This window comes from Mageeibacillus indolicus UPII9-5, from assembly GCF_000025225.2.
GTDB lineage: Bacteria > Bacillota > Clostridia > Saccharofermentanales > Fastidiosipilaceae > Mageeibacillus > Mageeibacillus indolicus.
The window spans coordinates 831919-846235 of sequence record NC_013895.2; the positions used below are offsets into that span (position 1 = coordinate 831919).

The window sequence follows — 14317 nt, forward strand, 5'->3', positions numbered from 1 at the left end:
ATTGGCACAAACCATACCGGAAAGGAGCTTTCATGCTGGTAGCAAAGGTAGTTTTACGCAATGCTTTACTCAGTTTTGATGCATTGTATTCGTATGCGGTTCCGGTGGCTGATCAAATGAAAATTAAGCCGGGTTCCAGAGTTATGGTTCCTTTCGGAACCAATAATCGGAAAGAGGAAGCTTTCGTGATCCGGCTTGACAATGCGGAAGGCACATCATTCGTCCTAAAAGAGATTGTCCGCAGTTTGGATGAACAGCCTTTGTTCAGCTCGGAGCAGTTAAAATTGGCCGGTATGATGACCCGGCGTTATGCCTGCACGTGGGGGGCTGCTCTACGTTTAATGTTGCCCGCGGCGGTCAGCATGCACATCGATTACTACCTTACGCTCACGGCTACCGGTCTCCAAGAACTTTCCGAGTTGAAGATAAATTCTGCTGAAAATGAACAAAATTTCCTAAGCTTAGCCACTTATCTATCCGGTAAACGTAACTATTCCGCCCCGCTTAAGTTATTGCAAAAACAGTTTGACTTCTTGGAAGCAGAGCTCAGTACCTGGATAGAGGCAGGTTATATTTTGCGCCATGAACGTATAAATAGTGGGATGAAGGATAAGACTGAAACGGTGAGAACCGTATATTTGACGGACCGCGACGCGATAATTGCTTTAATTGAAAGTGATCAAATCAGCAGCTTGAATCAACTAAGAGTGTTACAACTGTTGCTTGAATATGGTGAGATAAGCGAAGCTGATTGCATGGCCGTTTGCAGTGTCAGCAAGGTGGTGCTGAACGGTATGATTAAAAAAAAATGGTTAGCAGTTGGAACAGCTTGTTATGAAAGAAAACGGTCCGATGTTCTATCAGCAGTTTCTGATAGTGCGAATGCTGTATCAAATAGTAAAGTCAGTCAAGCCGGTTTGGAGGGTGAAACGTTTATCGAAGAAGATACACCGGGGCCAGTTTTGACGCAAGAGCAAAATGCCGTTCTGCAAACTTTGCAATTTGAGCTTCTCAAGCGACCAGTTTCTTCCCCAACTAGTTCATCGCCGCTTAAAGAAAACTTGCTTTTTGGGATAACCGGCAGCGGAAAGACTGAGGTTTATCTGCGTTTGACCGCAATTGCTTTGCAACAAAATTTAGGCGTGATTATACTTGTCCCGGAAATTGCGCTAACACCTCAGATGACCTACAGGTTCCAAAAACGTTTTGGGAGCAATATAGCGGTTCTCCATTCCCGTTTAACCCCACGTCAAAAGTTTGAGCAATGGCGTCGCCTAGCTTCGGGCGAAGCAAAAATAGCGGTAGGCGCAAGGTCGGCCATTTTTGCCCCGGTTGTAAATTTAGGCTTGATAATTATTGACGAAGAACAGGAAAGCAGTTACCGTGCGGATACACATCCTCGCTACGATGCAAGGACGCTTGCGAGATATCGCTGTCACAACACCGGTGCAATGCTTTTGCTGGGTTCAGCCACCCCCTCGATGGAGGCGTTTCATCGTACGGCGACCGGTAAGTCAGGCCTCTTAGAACTGCGCAATCGTCCTGGAATGGCAGTTTTGCCAGATGTGCAAATAGTGGATATGCGCCAAGAAAACAGACACGGTAATTTTACAATATATAGTGATGCTTTAATAAATGCTTGTACGGACGCCTGTGCTAGAGGCGAGCAGGTGATGATTCTGCTTAATCGGCGTGGTTTTGCTTCTTCGTATATGTGTTACAGTTGCGGACAAGTGCGGCAATGCCCTAATTGTAGCGTTAATCTTACCTACCATCAGCAAGGACGCCGCCTTATTTGTCATTATTGCGGTCATATCGAGCCGGCCACTAAAACCTGCCCGCAATGCGGCAGTAGCCTTATTGGCGGCGTAGGATATGGAACTCAACAAGCAGAGAGCGTTTTGCAGGAGATGCTGCCTCAGGCGAAAATTTTACGCATGGATCAGGACACTACAGCTACAAGACTTAGCCATGGCGAAATTCTGACTTCCTTCCGGCGACACGAAGCCGATATACTTATCGGAACACAGATGATTGCTAAAGGGCATGACTTTCCCAACGTGACGGTAGTCGGCATAATAGGGGCTGAAAAAGCTTTCTTTACCGGCGATTTTCGCGCTTCAGAAAGAGCATTCCAACTATTTACACAAGCTGCCGGCAGGGCAGGGCGCAGTCAAAAGAAAGGAAAGGTTTTTTTACAAACCTATAATCCCGATGAATACGCAGTGACATGTGCCGTAAATCAAGATTATCGCTCATTTTATGCGGCTGAATTGCCGTATCGACAAGCCTTGTGCTATCCACCTTGCGGTGCCGTTTTAACTTTGCAGGCTTCAGCCCCGATCGAAATCACGGTTGAACATTTTTTCCGCTTTTTATATCGTGACTTGAATGAAAGATTTGTTGAAAATAGGATGAACAACGAAAATTTAATTGTACATAAACCAGCTCGCAGCCCGGTTTGGCGGCTCAACAATAGAGTATATTGGCAAATGTTCCTTATAAGTGATAAACTTGAATGTTTGGCAAAGATAATGCTGTATGTTGCGCAGTTGAAACTAAAAAATGAAGTGCGTCTAAGTTGGAATTTAGACGGGTAATTGCTATAATATGAGGTTAGAAGGAGATTACTTATGGCAGTAAGAGAAATAATTGTTGATGGAGATGACAGGTTACGCAAAAAGGCGCGACCGGTGGATAATATAGCTGATCCTAAGATTCAGCAGATCGTTGATGATATGATTGATACATTATATGCAACTGGTAACGGGGTAGGTTTGGCGGCGGTTCAAGTCGGCATACTAAAACGCATATTTGTTATTGATTTACAAGACGGGAAGGGGCTTAAAGTCTATATAAACCCCGAGATAATTGATAGACAGGGCAGCCAATGCAATCAAGAGGGCTGCCTTAGTTTGCCTGGATTTTGGGGCGAAGTGATAAGACCGGCTAAAGTTACGGTTAGAGCCTTCGACCGGAACGGCAAGCAGTTTGAACAGACAGCTACTGGCTTGGGTGCAATTTGTATTTCGCATGAGACTGACCACTTGAATGGAATTCTATTCAAGGATTTGGTAATTTCGGAGGAAGAAGCAGCGCGCTTTAAGCAGAAGTAGTACTTCGTTACCCGAAACGACGTAAGGCCGACAGCATCGGTATATCGGAAATAAACTAGATTAAAATTTGGGCAGGTAATGCATGACTGATTTACGAATAATTTTTATGGGAACCCCGGAATATGCGACTTATTCACTTCAAGCATTGATAGAAGCCGACCTCAAGCCGGTTCTTTGTGTTTCACAGCCGGATAAGCCTTGGGGGCGTAAACAAGTCATCCTGCCTACCCCAGTTAAAGAACTTGCTGTAGCTAATAATATTCCTGTTTTGCAACCGGTAAAAATTAAGACTGCGGAATTTCAGGAGAATTTGGCTGATTACAGACCGGACCTTATCGTTACTGCGGCTTATGGACGGATCCTCCCCCAGAATATTCTTGATTTACCTCGTTTAGGTTGTATTAATGTGCATGGCTCACTATTACCGCGATATCGCGGGGCTTCTCCGGTACAACAATCAATTATTAATGGTGACGAAATAACTGGGATTACTATACTACGTATGACCATGGCCATGGATGCCGGCGATATTTTACGTCAAGCAAGCATACCTCTAAAGGACGAATACAATGTTGCAACATTGATGACGGAATTGGGCAAATTGGGTGGTACCGTCTTACCTGGCACTATTAAAGATTTGGTGGCGGGAAAAATCTCCGAAATACCGCAAGATGAGACAAAAGCCACGTATGTATCCCTATTGGATCGTTCAGTCGGTAAGATCGACTTCACCAGATCAGCTCGAACGATTTTCAACTTGGTTCGCGGTACCGATCCATGGCCGGGGGCTTACACCGGTTACAACGGCAAGAGACTCAAAATTTATCGTTCACACGTGATAGATACTCACTCTGCCGAGGTCGGTAAGTATAATATAGCGAAGTATTTCCCGGGGGAGATTCTACCGGCACCCAAGGGAGAACTGTGGGTCGGCACCGGTGATGGTATCTTGGCCTTAGATGAATTACAGTTCACCGGTGGGAAACGCCTTGATGCACGCGACTGTGCCCATAACTTTGCCGTTGGAAGCAGTTTCGTTCTAGAGGAAAATTGAAGTGCTTTATTCAGGAATCCGTTTAAAACAACCTGATAATGGCCGTGAAGCGGCAGCTCAAGTTATTTATCATTGCCTCGCGTTGCACGATATGGCTTCGTTTGACCCGGTTTTACGCCAAACGGTAAACTTTTTAAGCTTGCCGGAACGAAATCTTGCCGTGGCTATTGTTTATGGTACGATGACCTATCTGTATACAATTGACTATGTTTTGGGCAAGCATTGCAAAATAGGCCTTGAGAAGCTCGATCCGTGGCTGAAAAGTGTATTACGAACCGCGGTTTGGCAGTTGCGCTATAGTCGCAATTTACCTGAAACTGCGGTTGTGAATGAATGTTGTAAATTAGTTAAAAAATATCGTCATCAGGGAATGGTTGATTTTGCTAATGCCGTTATGCGTGCGGAAGTCAGCCATCCCGTCTGTATTCCGCCCGGAAATTTAGCCTTACAATACTCTTTGTTGCCGGAACTGGCAGGCTACTTTAAAAAACGATTCGGAATTGAGCAGGCTAAAATTGAATTACAAGCCTTACTTATGCCCCCTGATTTAACTGTACGAGTGAACAGATGCCGGTCTAATGTAATTTCTTTGATCAACGAACTTAAACTTTATTCAGTGGCCGCTGAAGCACATCCATATTTTGACCACGTCCTGAAATTAAACTTAAAAGGCGCATCGCTCACCGAATTGCCTGCATTTAAAGTTGGAAAATTTTTTGTTCAGGGAATAGGCGCAATGCTGGTCGGAATGATTGCCCCTATACCCACACATCCGGATGATAATCATCTGGTTATTGATCTATGCGCAGCTCCTGGCGGCAAAATCACTCATGTGCTTGAGCGTTTGCTGCTGAGTAATAAGTCGCCTAGTTCTGGTAATTTGCCGACCTCGACCTACACTAATGAACAATCGATTGCATCTTTTGTAGAAGCTTGGGACATTAATCAGGCTAGATTGGATGCCCTGATTGATAATTTATCTCGCTTGGGTCTTCCAGAAATTAAAACTGCCGTGGTGGATGCCACCGACAGAAAAGCTGAGCCAATCATTCGTTGTAGCGGCAAAGCAGCTTTGGTAATTGCCGATGTCCCGTGTAGCGGCTTGGGTGTTTTGGCCCGTAAGCCGGAATTGCGATGGAATATGAATTATGAAAAAATTTGCCGCCTTTTGCCGTTGCAAGCCGAAATTTTACGGACGGCAAGTTTACTTACAGCCGCTCAAGGATATCTGCTGTACAGTACTTGTACGTTAAATTGGGATGAAAATGAAGGACAAGTTAACACTTTCTTGGAAAGTGCTGAAGGGCAAGAATTTACCCCGGTTGATCTGACCCCGTATTTACCTGTATCCTTCGTCGATCGGCTCGACGAGGTTGAGCGAAAAAACTTATCCGCAGGGAAGCTTAATTTATTGCCGGCACGTGACGGATGTGAAGGGTTTTTCATAAGTTTATTGCAAAGAAAGAAAAACTTGAAAAAACAACTTTTGAAAACTTAATCGACATAATTTGTTTTTATATACTTTTTTAAGCCGGGAGAATAGGTTACTTTACCGTTATGATCCACCCAGACAGCTTCCACGTCATCTAGCTTGGCAACTAAACTTTGCCCGGCAGCTAAATCCATATTAAATAGACCGGTTGTAAGTCCGTCAGCCAAGGTAGAGCTGTGTGTAAAAACCGAAACGCTTTTAAAACGGTCGGAAGGAAATAAGGTTGCCGGGTCAATTATATGGTGATAGCATTTGCCGTGAAAAATATAAAATCTCTCATAAATTCCGCTAGTAACTAAGGTCGTATCTACTAAATTGAGCACCAACAAATAAGGATTGGGAGCTTCTTTTTCAGGATTTTGAATAGCCACACTCCAAGGAGTTCCCGCAGCATCTTTGCTTCCAACAGCCTTGATATTCCCACCAATATTTAACAGGAAATGGTTATAGTGCTTGCTGATTGCGTAGTCGGCCAATCGATCGGCGATGTATCCTTTAGCGATAGCGCCGCCGTCCAACCGCAGATTTCGATCTTTAACACTGACTTCATTATTTTCTGTATCTAATACTAAATCATCAATATTAATATGTTTGCCGGCGGCTTTTAAACTTGCTTCATCAGGCAGTTTCGCTTTATCAGGATGGTCCAAAGCTGCTATTCTTTCGCGATGCCACAGATCAATTACGCTGCCCAAGGCTATATTGGTGGCACCGCTTGTTATATTATATATTTTTTTGGATTCTTTTAAAAAATGCATCAATTCTGGATCAACTTTTATATGGTTGGCCGATCCTTCAGCCGCCGCGTCATTGATTGATTTTAGATTGGTAACTCCGTCATAGGTGTGATAAATGTCCAGCAGATGATGATAACGCTGCATTTCTTTGTGTAGGTCTTGACAGGCGGCCTCAAATTCTTCAGTTTGATAGCCATTAGCTGATAATGTAACTACAGTGTCAAAGACATCGAAATATTGCTGATACAAGGAATTACCTGATGCTGATCCTGATCCTGAAGTTTTTTCCTTGCAAGCAAAAAGCGGTAAAATTAAACTAAGCGCAAGCGTAATAACTAGCGCAGTTTTAAATGTATTTTTAAATGTTTTCATAAACGTATTACAGCTTCCGAATTTGATAATCAATAAGTTGATAGCCAAGACCGGTAACAGCCCCGGCCAACATTTCTTCGCTTAAAACTTCCCCGGCGATTATACGAACTTCACCGGTAGCTGCTGCAGCTGAGTGGGATATAATTCCCGGAATAACATCTAAAGCTTTATTGACCATTGCTTCACAATGACTACACATCATGCCTTTTACATGTAAAGTAATTTCATATTTGTTATTATTAGGTTTAATGCCGAAAAGACTCATATTATTCCTCCACGTACAACTTATTTTAACTTTTTTTGCCTCAAAAAGCTACTGCCGTGGACGGATCATTCCTCATCTGTTAGACTTTAAAAGCGTGAAATTATAGCTTGAAAAAGGGAGGATGAGTATGGTATCCGCTCCGACACCGTATTTAGAAGAATTTTTTAAAATAGCAGTACCGTATATTTTCCCATTAATTGGTGTTGCGTGCATTGTAGAACCGTATATTATGACGGATTATGCGCCGCTGTTATTGGGAACGTTGATGATACTTGGTGGGATATATTCACATCTTGAAGCAATTCGTCATAAAACTTATAGTGAACTTGCTAATGTAGATATGGCTACTTCGCTGATGATGGTAGTGGTAGGTTCGATAATTCTGTTTAAACGTGATAATGCCATCGAATTTATGGGCTATGTTTGGGGATTGCTCGGTATAATTAAAGGAGCTAGACTTTTTGATCAATCCATTTATTATGCTTATATCAAACAAAAATGGCTGCTTAAAGTTTTCTGGGGGATAGCAAATATTTTCCTGGGTGTATTCTTGCTGATTGATCCGGCCGAAAACTTTTCACATCATGTTGTCATCCTCGGCTTCGAATTGATAGCCTATTCGGCCCAACATTTGAATGTCCCAAGTTTTCTGATGAATAAACTGAAAGAAATAAAGGCTTTCCCTCGAAAATAAAATAATTGGCAAATATTTGAATTGAAAAAGGACACCGGTGATACTGCCGCCGATATCCTTTTTCTTATGTGACTTAGTTAATTTTAAATGACTTTAAAGTTTTGCTGAGCGGTTTATACAATAACAATGTCAAAATCATATTTATACCGCCTTTGATCAAGTTAAAGGGGAGAATGGCTGGCACCAATAAAGCAGCAACTTTAGCCCTGGGCCATCCCGTATAAATAGGAGTCAATATATAGTTCCAAAGTATCATTATTGCGGTCATGAGTAAAACGCCGATCACCAATCCTATAATCGCTGATTTCAGGCAGCGCTTTTTTCGGTAAAGAATGGTGGCCGGTAGGATAAAGGCTACGGTTGAAAGCACATTCATAATAAATCCGATAATGCCGGTACTGCTTACCGTAATCATTTCGATAAAGCTTACGGCTAAAGAAGATATTATTGAATAAAGCGGCCCGACTAAAAAGCCGATTATTATAATAAGCATATCTTTAGGGTCAAATTTCAGAAATTCCATACCGGGAATTAGGGGGATGCGAATAATTACCGTTGAGACGTAGGCCAAAGCTGATAGAACAGCAACGGTAGTCAGGGTTTTTAGTTTAGTTTTTTCCATAAAAAAGCTCCTTTCAAAGATACAGTCTTCACCAGGAGTAGAACATGCCTTCTTCCATCCAGACTATACTGTCGGTGCCGGAATTTCACCGGGCTCTGCTTGCGCTCGCGGACTGTAACCGCCGGTAGGGAATTGCACCCTGCCCCGAAGACCATATATTTTTTCTACATAATAATCTAATCAGGATAGTTTGTCAAATATTCATGCCATAAATAATTGATTACCGCCTCTTCATAGTTTGCGCCGATAACAAGATTGGCCTTTGTTTTGAGTACGTCGGAAGCGTTTGCGACCGCAATGCCGTAATCTGAAGCGGTAAGTAAAGGTAGATCGTTGTCTGTATCACCGAAGGTGATGACACGTTTTATCCCAGGAATCAAATTTTTTAATTTGTTAAGTGCTAAACCTTTATGCGCGGTTGCGGGATAGACAGCCAACCACCATTCGGGGCGATATAACTCTTGCTGAAAGAGAATAAAAAGTTCTGATTTGTTTTTTAGTTCCTCATATATTGGTAAAAGTACTGAATAACTGTCAATTAAATTTATGCAATACACATCTCCTGCATATAAATTATCTAGTTTTGCCTTAGCGACCGGGCCAGGGAGCAGACGGAATCGCTCTGGATTTTGAGCATGATCTGCATAGTATTTACCTCCATCAGAAAGTGATTCCGGATAAAATATAACTATGTCACGGTTGGCGATACGAGTATGGACATGTGGCGTGAGCGGGTAGCACTGTCTGAAAAGAGCGTCTAAGTATATCAATGTGGCTTGGGAATGATAGCATGCTTCAATTGGCGAACCAGTCTCAGGGTCATAAATAAAAGCGCCGTTAGCTACAACTAAAGGCAAGTTGATATCTAATTGTGCCAAGGGCGGCATGGCGGCTGCGTATTCTCTAGCGGTAGCAAAAGTTATGTTCATACGCGGCAGAAGAAAATTCAACCTTTTAATTGCACTTGTCGATAATTTCCCTTCAGTATTCAAGAGGGTGCCGTCAAGATCGGTAACATATAAATTACCGGCCAATTTAGGTAACGTGAATTTTCTTTCAATCATTATCTGACGGCGCATTTTTGGCGGCTGGGGCAACGGTCTTGTCAACCGACATAAAAACTGTGTTATCATAAACGTCAAAAATTTTCAGATTATGGAACCAATCGGTATCGTCATAAGCTTTTTTGGTACAAAAGAATTCAACATTTGCTGGTAAGAAATTGTTCCCGTAAAGTGAATCAACTGCCGCTTGGCGATGCAAGGCTGAAGGCTTAGAGATAAGATAAGCTCTCGAGGCGATAACTGAATACTGCCCAGGTTGCATAATAACATCGTATAGATTTTTGTGAGTTTTACGCGCTCGGTTGACGATACTCTCCGCAACCATGCGCACACCTTTGTAATCCCAATTGGCACCGCATTCGGCGGCAATAACTCTTACAAAGAGATCGAACTCTTGAGCAGTTACATTTAATTTGCCAGTCGGACTCAAAAGATTATCTGATGGAGTTGTATTAATTTTTCCAGTTAAGATAGCTTCTGAAATTGAGGCGGTATTATCCGGTGAAGGTATGGTAACTACTACACCGTTGATCAATTCATTGGGCCGAATGGTAGGGTTATTGGCGGCAATAAGATCCCCTTTGCCGGGGTCATCATAGTAACGACAGGCTAAATCTTGCCAAGATGAATCAGCCATTCCGCTAATTCTGGCGCGGTGAGGGAATTTAAGTTCACTACGGTAAAACAGATCGTCAGCATTAACTACGACATCAGGTGAACTGTTTGTATTATCCGCTTGCAAAAGTAATGCTTTGTCATCACTTATCAAATAGGCATCTTTGGCAGAAACGGCAGGACGAACCAGAAGATCCATTGTCTTATCGGACAAGGCTATCTTTCCGACGGCAACAGCTTGGATCGGAGGAAAAGCATATCTCAAAGCAACTATGCCGGGAATTGCGATCGCGGCGATTAAAGCTGAAACAAATATTTTTTTCAACAATGCGTTGGCCAAATTTACCTCTTATTTAACATTTAACTTGCTGTGCATCCACTTTACGAATGCATTGCATCGCTGTAACGTACTTGTAATCGAATGTAACAGTAATCACAGATATGTGTCCTGCTAGTGTTATAATATATTTGACGTGATTTGGCAAGTTGTTTTATAAATTAAAGGAGCTTTATTATGCAAAAAGTAACTATTTTTATCCTAAAAGACTGCCCATTTTGTAAAAAGGCACAAAAGATGCTTTCTGAATTGAAAAGTGCGTATCCTGAGCTGTCCGGAATCGAGGTTGAAATTATTGACGAGGCGGTTGAACCGGCACTTGCCGATTGTTACGATTATTACTACGTGCCTGCTTTTTATGTTAACGGTGTAAAAAAACATGAAGGGATTGTTGATAAGTCAAAAGTAGAAAATATTTTGCGCTCGGCACTTTAGTACCATTGCAATATTTACCGATTTAGGCTTAAATATCTTCAAGAAAATCGGTGGAGGCGTACGTGAACACGGAATACAGAAACAGCAATGACTTATTTTCGTATGATGACTTACAACGTTTACAACTATTACTGGAAATTAAGCCCTATGTACTTACCAGGTCTCAATATTTATACAATATTTTTCTAAAGCGTCTTTTGGACATAATAATCGCATCACTAGCCATTATACATCTCTTACCGGTTTTTATTGTAATTTCATTCATCATTGCCTTTGAATCCGGTTTGCCCATATTTTTTCGCCAACAGCGCGTGGGCAGAGGCGGAACCTTATTTAATATTTGTAAATTCCGTACAATGTTTGTCAATGCACCAAAAAATGTATCAACATTTGAAATGCGCAATTCGGAATCTTATATTACGAAAGTAGGGAAGGTCCTTCGCCGGACAAGTTTGGATGAATTGCCGCAACTATTGAATGTTTTACAAGGGAAGATGAGTTTAATCGGTCCGCGTCCGCTGATCCCGAAAGAAAAAGATATGGATTATTTGCGTAAATACAATGGAATATATCAGCTACGGCCGGGGATAACCGGATTGGCTCAAATCAGAGGCAGGGATTTGATGGAAATCGATCAAAAAATACACCTCGATTGCGAGTATTTGCGCGGTTTAAGCTTTAAAACTGACTTAAAAATCTTCTTTCAAACTTTTTTGGTTGTCTTTCGCAAAGATGATGTGGCGTTTTAACCTTGTTTTTGCCAATCCTGCAAACTTGCTCAAAATTGATATGGTTCAGCGGTTTCAGACTATTGAATTTAATTTTCCAGTGTGATAAAATCACCCTATCGCAATTGCGGTCGTGGTGGAACTGGCAGACACGTAGCGTTGAGGTCGCTATGGAGTAACATCCGTGCAGGTTCAAGTCCTGTCGACCGCACCAACCGAATTACACAAGTGATTCGGTTTTTTTGTATAGTATTGTAGCTTTTGCTTAAACTATGGTATGAGGTCTTGTGCTCGATATGTCAGCTAACTTTTTTGCCTATTTTTACAGAGCGACACCGGATGCGAAGCCGATACTCTTTACTCTTATTCATTGCATTTTACTTTTGATTTTCTTGGCCTTTTTTATCACTGGGCTTTTGTACTGCCGCAAATTAAGTCACAAATATACCGTCGATAAGCAAGCTAAGGTCATTCGTAGAATTGACGGTGTAACCAACGCTGTCCTTTTATCAGTAATAATATTCCTCTACACTTGGTACATATACATCGGTCAATTCCATGATGCTTTACCGATATATCATTGCAGGTTCGCTACTATAATATTTGTTATACTATTTGCGTTGCAACGTTTAAATGTTTACAAAAAAATTCGTGCGCTTGAACAATGGTCCGTAACTGTTGGCTCCGTAGGGACCTGGATGGCTTTTGTGGTACCCCAGCCGGATAATTTTCTTTTCCCTCATGTCACCAATTACACCTATGTTATAGGACATTTGGCCCTGCTTTCAATTGTTTTTGTGTATTATTCAAATGGTCTAGTCGACCAGATTTCCGTGATTGGCTGAATATGCAAGCGTTTCTCTTCGTTTTTAATATTGCTTTAGCGATTTTTGATCGTTGTACCGGCGAGAACTATGGCTATTTCACCAACGTTCCGGTAATAGAAAGTTATATAGGTAGTTTGGCCTATGTCTGGCATACATTAATCATTGTTTTCGGTTATGCTATACTGTTGACAATATTTTGGTTGTTTAACCGTGCTATATGGCAGTATATTCATGGGAAACAAGTATCCGCTTAAGCAAAAAGTAGTTTAAACTGCCTATGACATATATTTTATCCGGAGCATATTTAGCCAGAATTGAGCGATACTGGTCGGTAAAATCTATGTTTTGCCAATAAGGTGAATACCAATTTTGATTACAGCTTATTTTTGCTTTACCCCAAACTGTACTCGTTGGCAATGCGGCCATAAATTCGGCAACCGTATCGTGGGGAATACGGTTCCATTCCCAATGACAGCTTAAAGCAGGCGAAAAATGCGAAGAATGAGCAAACAAATCATTTTCGCAAGTTTTTAAGGCAGCCAATAAATTCTTGGGCGTCGGCTGAAAGCGAGGGTAAAGCTGTTGGCAACGACGACCTGCATACGGAAAAACTAAAATTAAGACTTGCATTGTCTGCCCTTTCCATCTACATGACTTGACGTTAATAATTAGTTATAATTGTAGCAGATATTGTCAAAGAATAATAAAAAACATACGTGACTACGAATAGGTGACTAGTATTATGATAATTATGGGTGTCGATCCTGGCTATGCAATCACCGGCTATGGAATATTGGAAACCAAGAACAATCGATTAAATCCGCTTGATTTCGGGGTGCTGACAACTCCGGCCAGAATGCCGATTGAACGACGACTCTACAAGATTCACACCGGATTAATTGCAATCATGCGTGAATATAATCCGGCCGTCTTGGCGGTGGAGGAGCTATTTTTTGCCCGCAATACTACGACAGCTATCGGAACTGCCGAAGCCCGAGGAATAGCTTTACTGGCCGCTGCGCAATATAAAATTCCAGTGTTTGAGTATACGCCGTTACAGGTCAAGCTGGCAGTTACGGGGTATGGTAAATCGGAAAAGCGGCAGGTTCAGTCAATGGTAAAGCTACTCTTGCACCTGGATGAAATGCCGAAACCTGATGATGCCGCTGATGCTTTGGCCATAGCCGTTTGTCAGGCCCACACGGGTCCGCGGGTCGATTTTCGAGCAGTGGGAGGATATCAATAAACCTATACTGACATGACTAGATTTATGTATCGTGAGATAAATAGAAATTAAATATAACTGGGAATGTTGCAGGAGGATGGCATGTACGCTTATATAAATGGTGAGTATAAATATGTGGACGCAGGCAGTGTAGTTATCGAGTGTAACGGCATCGGCTACACACTGCTGATGCCCAAATTACCAGCTTGGACGGCAGGTGATAAAGTAAAGGTATTTACTTATTTGTATGTCAGAGAAGATATTTTTGAACTTTATGGCTTTGCCTCTCAAGAACAATTAAATCTTTTTAAAATGCTAATAGGAGTAAATAAAATAGGTCCGAAGCTGGCATTGCAAATTTTGGGCAGCATAACCCCTGAACAGTTTGCTTTAGCAATTTTGCGCAATGATCTAAAAATTTTAACGTCAATTAAAGGTTTGGGGAAGAAAAATGCTGAACGGCTAGTAATCGATTTGCGTGACAAATTGAAAAAAGCAGGTTCACCGTCAGCTAAGGCTTCAACCGGTTTAACTTCACTAGAGACACAGGAGGATACCATTGATGTAGCCGATGACTTTAGTGCAGTTGTTGAGGCTTTAACTTTACTAGGCTATGATTATAAGACATCAGTTAAGCAGGCTAAGGCCGTGTTTGACCCTGAATTAGATTTAAATCAAAATATTCGCTTGGCTTTACGCGGCTTTGATAGGACTTTTCAGTAACAGCTATAATT

Annotated in this window: 15 protein-coding genes, 1 tRNA gene, 1 pseudogene and 1 riboswitch; of the genes and pseudogenes, 11 read left to right on the forward strand and 6 right to left on the reverse strand. The window is 41.9% G+C overall.

The window, feature by feature from the left end; translation table 11 throughout:
- Nucleotides 1–32: 32 nt before the first annotated feature.
- From priA to HMPREF0868_RS03765, 4 genes are all read left to right on the forward strand, one after another.
- The gene (gene priA, locus HMPREF0868_RS03750) at nucleotides 33–2600 is read left to right on the forward strand and encodes a replication restart helicase PriA (protein ID WP_012993372.1); all 2568 of its coding nucleotides are present in this window, start codon (nucleotides 33–35) and stop codon (nucleotides 2598–2600) included.
- Nucleotides 2601–2633: 33 nt separating this feature from the next.
- Nucleotides 2634–3116 (forward strand): peptide deformylase, encoded by a 483-nt coding sequence (def, locus tag HMPREF0868_RS03755; RefSeq protein ID WP_012993373.1) that lies wholly within the window; start codon nucleotides 2634–2636, stop codon nucleotides 3114–3116.
- An 82-nt stretch (nucleotides 3117–3198) separates the two neighbouring features.
- Nucleotides 3199–4170: a methionyl-tRNA formyltransferase gene (fmt, locus tag HMPREF0868_RS03760; protein ID WP_012993374.1), complete on the forward strand. Its 972-nt coding sequence runs from the start codon at nucleotides 3199–3201 to the stop codon at nucleotides 4168–4170.
- A gap of 1 nt (nucleotide 4171) precedes the next feature.
- Nucleotides 4172–5668, forward strand: coding sequence for a transcription antitermination factor NusB (locus HMPREF0868_RS03765; protein ID WP_012993375.1), 1497 nt, complete (start codon nucleotides 4172–4174; stop codon nucleotides 5666–5668).
- On the opposite strand, the gene HMPREF0868_RS03770 is transcribed toward HMPREF0868_RS03765, so the two are convergent.
- Together HMPREF0868_RS03770 and HMPREF0868_RS03775 are read right to left on the reverse strand one after the other, a co-directional pair.
- Entirely contained in the window at nucleotides 5665–6771 is a 1107-nt protein-coding gene (locus HMPREF0868_RS03770) for an FAD:protein FMN transferase (RefSeq protein WP_012993376.1), read from the reverse strand. The genes HMPREF0868_RS03765 and HMPREF0868_RS03770 overlap by 4 nt on opposite strands.
- A 7-nt stretch (nucleotides 6772–6778) precedes the next feature.
- Complete coding sequence (locus tag HMPREF0868_RS03775) at nucleotides 6779–7036, reverse strand: heavy-metal-associated domain-containing protein (protein WP_012993377.1); 258 nt, start codon at nucleotides 7034–7036, stop codon at nucleotides 6779–6781.
- Between the two features lie 127 nt (nucleotides 7037–7163).
- On the opposite strand from HMPREF0868_RS03775, the gene HMPREF0868_RS03780 reads away from it, so the two are divergent.
- Nucleotides 7164–7730 carry a DUF308 domain-containing protein gene (locus HMPREF0868_RS03780; RefSeq protein ID WP_012993378.1) on the forward strand — a complete coding sequence of 189 codons (567 nt, stop codon included), beginning with the start codon at nucleotides 7164–7166 and terminating at the stop codon, nucleotides 7728–7730.
- Between the two features lie 73 nt (nucleotides 7731–7803).
- Here HMPREF0868_RS03780 and HMPREF0868_RS03785 read toward each other — a convergent pair whose 3' ends face one another.
- The 3 genes from HMPREF0868_RS03785 to HMPREF0868_RS03795 all read right to left on the reverse strand — a co-directional run bounded on the left by HMPREF0868_RS03785 (nucleotide 7804) and on the right by HMPREF0868_RS03795 (nucleotide 10371).
- On the reverse strand, nucleotides 7804–8352 hold the full coding sequence (locus HMPREF0868_RS03785; RefSeq protein WP_012993379.1) for an ECF transporter S component: 549 nt from the start codon (nucleotides 8350–8352) through the stop codon (nucleotides 7804–7806).
- A 42-nt stretch (nucleotides 8353–8394) separates the two neighbouring features.
- Nucleotides 8395–8508: riboswitch (FMN riboswitch) on the reverse strand.
- 20 nt (nucleotides 8509–8528) lie between these two features.
- Nucleotides 8529–9416 (reverse strand): HAD hydrolase family protein, encoded by an 888-nt coding sequence (locus HMPREF0868_RS03790; RefSeq protein ID WP_012993380.1) that lies wholly within the window; start codon nucleotides 9414–9416, stop codon nucleotides 8529–8531.
- Nucleotides 9409–10371, reverse strand: coding sequence for a cell wall hydrolase (locus HMPREF0868_RS03795; RefSeq protein ID WP_012993381.1), 963 nt, complete (start codon nucleotides 10369–10371; stop codon nucleotides 9409–9411). The genes HMPREF0868_RS03790 and HMPREF0868_RS03795 overlap by 8 nt, the downstream gene beginning before the upstream one ends.
- A 174-nt stretch (nucleotides 10372–10545) precedes the next feature.
- Here HMPREF0868_RS03795 and HMPREF0868_RS03800 point away from each other — a divergent pair, with 174 nt between their 5' ends.
- The 4 genes and pseudogenes from HMPREF0868_RS03800 to HMPREF0868_RS03815 all read left to right on the forward strand — a co-directional run bounded on the left by HMPREF0868_RS03800 (nucleotide 10546) and on the right by HMPREF0868_RS03815 (nucleotide 12612).
- The gene (locus HMPREF0868_RS03800) at nucleotides 10546–10803 is read left to right on the forward strand and encodes a thioredoxin family protein (RefSeq protein WP_012993382.1); all 258 of its coding nucleotides are present in this window, start codon (nucleotides 10546–10548) and stop codon (nucleotides 10801–10803) included.
- A 62-nt stretch (nucleotides 10804–10865) separates the two neighbouring features.
- Nucleotides 10866–11552: a sugar transferase gene (locus HMPREF0868_RS03805; RefSeq protein ID WP_242821321.1), complete on the forward strand. Its 687-nt coding sequence runs from the start codon at nucleotides 10866–10868 to the stop codon at nucleotides 11550–11552.
- A gap of 106 nt (nucleotides 11553–11658) precedes the next feature.
- A tRNA-Leu gene (locus HMPREF0868_RS03810) sits at nucleotides 11659–11745 on the forward strand.
- Between the two features lie 82 nt (nucleotides 11746–11827).
- Nucleotides 11828–12612, forward strand: a pseudogene (locus HMPREF0868_RS03815) (YwaF family protein).
- On the opposite strand, the gene HMPREF0868_RS03820 reads toward HMPREF0868_RS03815, so the two are convergent.
- Nucleotides 12572–12988 carry a hypothetical protein gene (locus tag HMPREF0868_RS03820; RefSeq protein ID WP_012993386.1) on the reverse strand — a complete coding sequence of 139 codons (417 nt, stop codon included), beginning with the start codon at nucleotides 12986–12988 and terminating at the stop codon, nucleotides 12572–12574. The pseudogene HMPREF0868_RS03815 and the gene HMPREF0868_RS03820 overlap by 41 nt on opposite strands.
- Before the next feature lie 112 nt (nucleotides 12989–13100).
- On the opposite strand from HMPREF0868_RS03820, the gene ruvC reads away from it, so the two are divergent.
- Together ruvC and ruvA are read left to right on the forward strand one after the other, a co-directional pair.
- Nucleotides 13101–13604, forward strand: a complete 504-nt coding sequence (gene ruvC, locus HMPREF0868_RS03825; RefSeq protein ID WP_012993387.1) for a crossover junction endodeoxyribonuclease RuvC — start codon at nucleotides 13101–13103, stop codon at nucleotides 13602–13604.
- Nucleotides 13605–13685: 81 nt separating this feature from the next.
- A complete protein-coding gene (gene ruvA / locus HMPREF0868_RS03830; RefSeq protein ID WP_012993388.1) occupies nucleotides 13686–14306 on the forward strand; it encodes a Holliday junction branch migration protein RuvA in 621 nt (206 codons plus the stop codon).
- The last annotated feature ends 11 nt before the right edge of the window (nucleotides 14307–14317 follow it).

What these genes read in the sequence shown, in the direction of transcription:
- priA (WP_012993372.1), top strand. Translation starts at nt 33, where the DNA reads ATGCTGGTAGCAAAGGTAGTTTTACGCAATGCTTTACTCAGTTTTGAT.
- def (WP_012993373.1), top strand. Translation starts at nt 2,634, where the DNA reads ATGGCAGTAAGAGAAATAATTGTTGATGGAGATGACAGGTTACGCAAA.
- fmt (WP_012993374.1), top strand. Translation starts at nt 3,199, where the DNA reads ATGACTGATTTACGAATAATTTTTATGGGAACCCCGGAATATGCGACT.
- HMPREF0868_RS03770 (WP_012993376.1), bottom strand. Translation starts at nt 6,771, where the DNA reads ATGAAAACATTTAAAAATACATTTAAAACTGCGCTAGTTATTACGCTT.
- HMPREF0868_RS03775 (WP_012993377.1), bottom strand. Translation starts at nt 7,036, where the DNA reads ATGAGTCTTTTCGGCATTAAACCTAATAATAACAAATATGAAATTACT.
- HMPREF0868_RS03780 (WP_012993378.1), top strand. Translation starts at nt 7,164, where the DNA reads ATGGTATCCGCTCCGACACCGTATTTAGAAGAATTTTTTAAAATAGCA.
- HMPREF0868_RS03785 (WP_012993379.1), bottom strand. Translation starts at nt 8,352, where the DNA reads ATGGAAAAAACTAAACTAAAAACCCTGACTACCGTTGCTGTTCTATCA.
- HMPREF0868_RS03790 (WP_012993380.1), bottom strand. Translation starts at nt 9,416, where the DNA reads ATGATTGAAAGAAAATTCACGTTACCTAAATTGGCCGGTAATTTATAT.
- HMPREF0868_RS03800 (WP_012993382.1), top strand. Translation starts at nt 10,546, where the DNA reads ATGCAAAAAGTAACTATTTTTATCCTAAAAGACTGCCCATTTTGTAAA.
- HMPREF0868_RS03820 (WP_012993386.1), bottom strand. Translation starts at nt 12,988, where the DNA reads ATGCAAGTCTTAATTTTAGTTTTTCCGTATGCAGGTCGTCGTTGCCAA.
- ruvC (WP_012993387.1), top strand. Translation starts at nt 13,101, where the DNA reads ATGATAATTATGGGTGTCGATCCTGGCTATGCAATCACCGGCTATGGA.
- ruvA (WP_012993388.1), top strand. Translation starts at nt 13,686, where the DNA reads ATGTACGCTTATATAAATGGTGAGTATAAATATGTGGACGCAGGCAGT.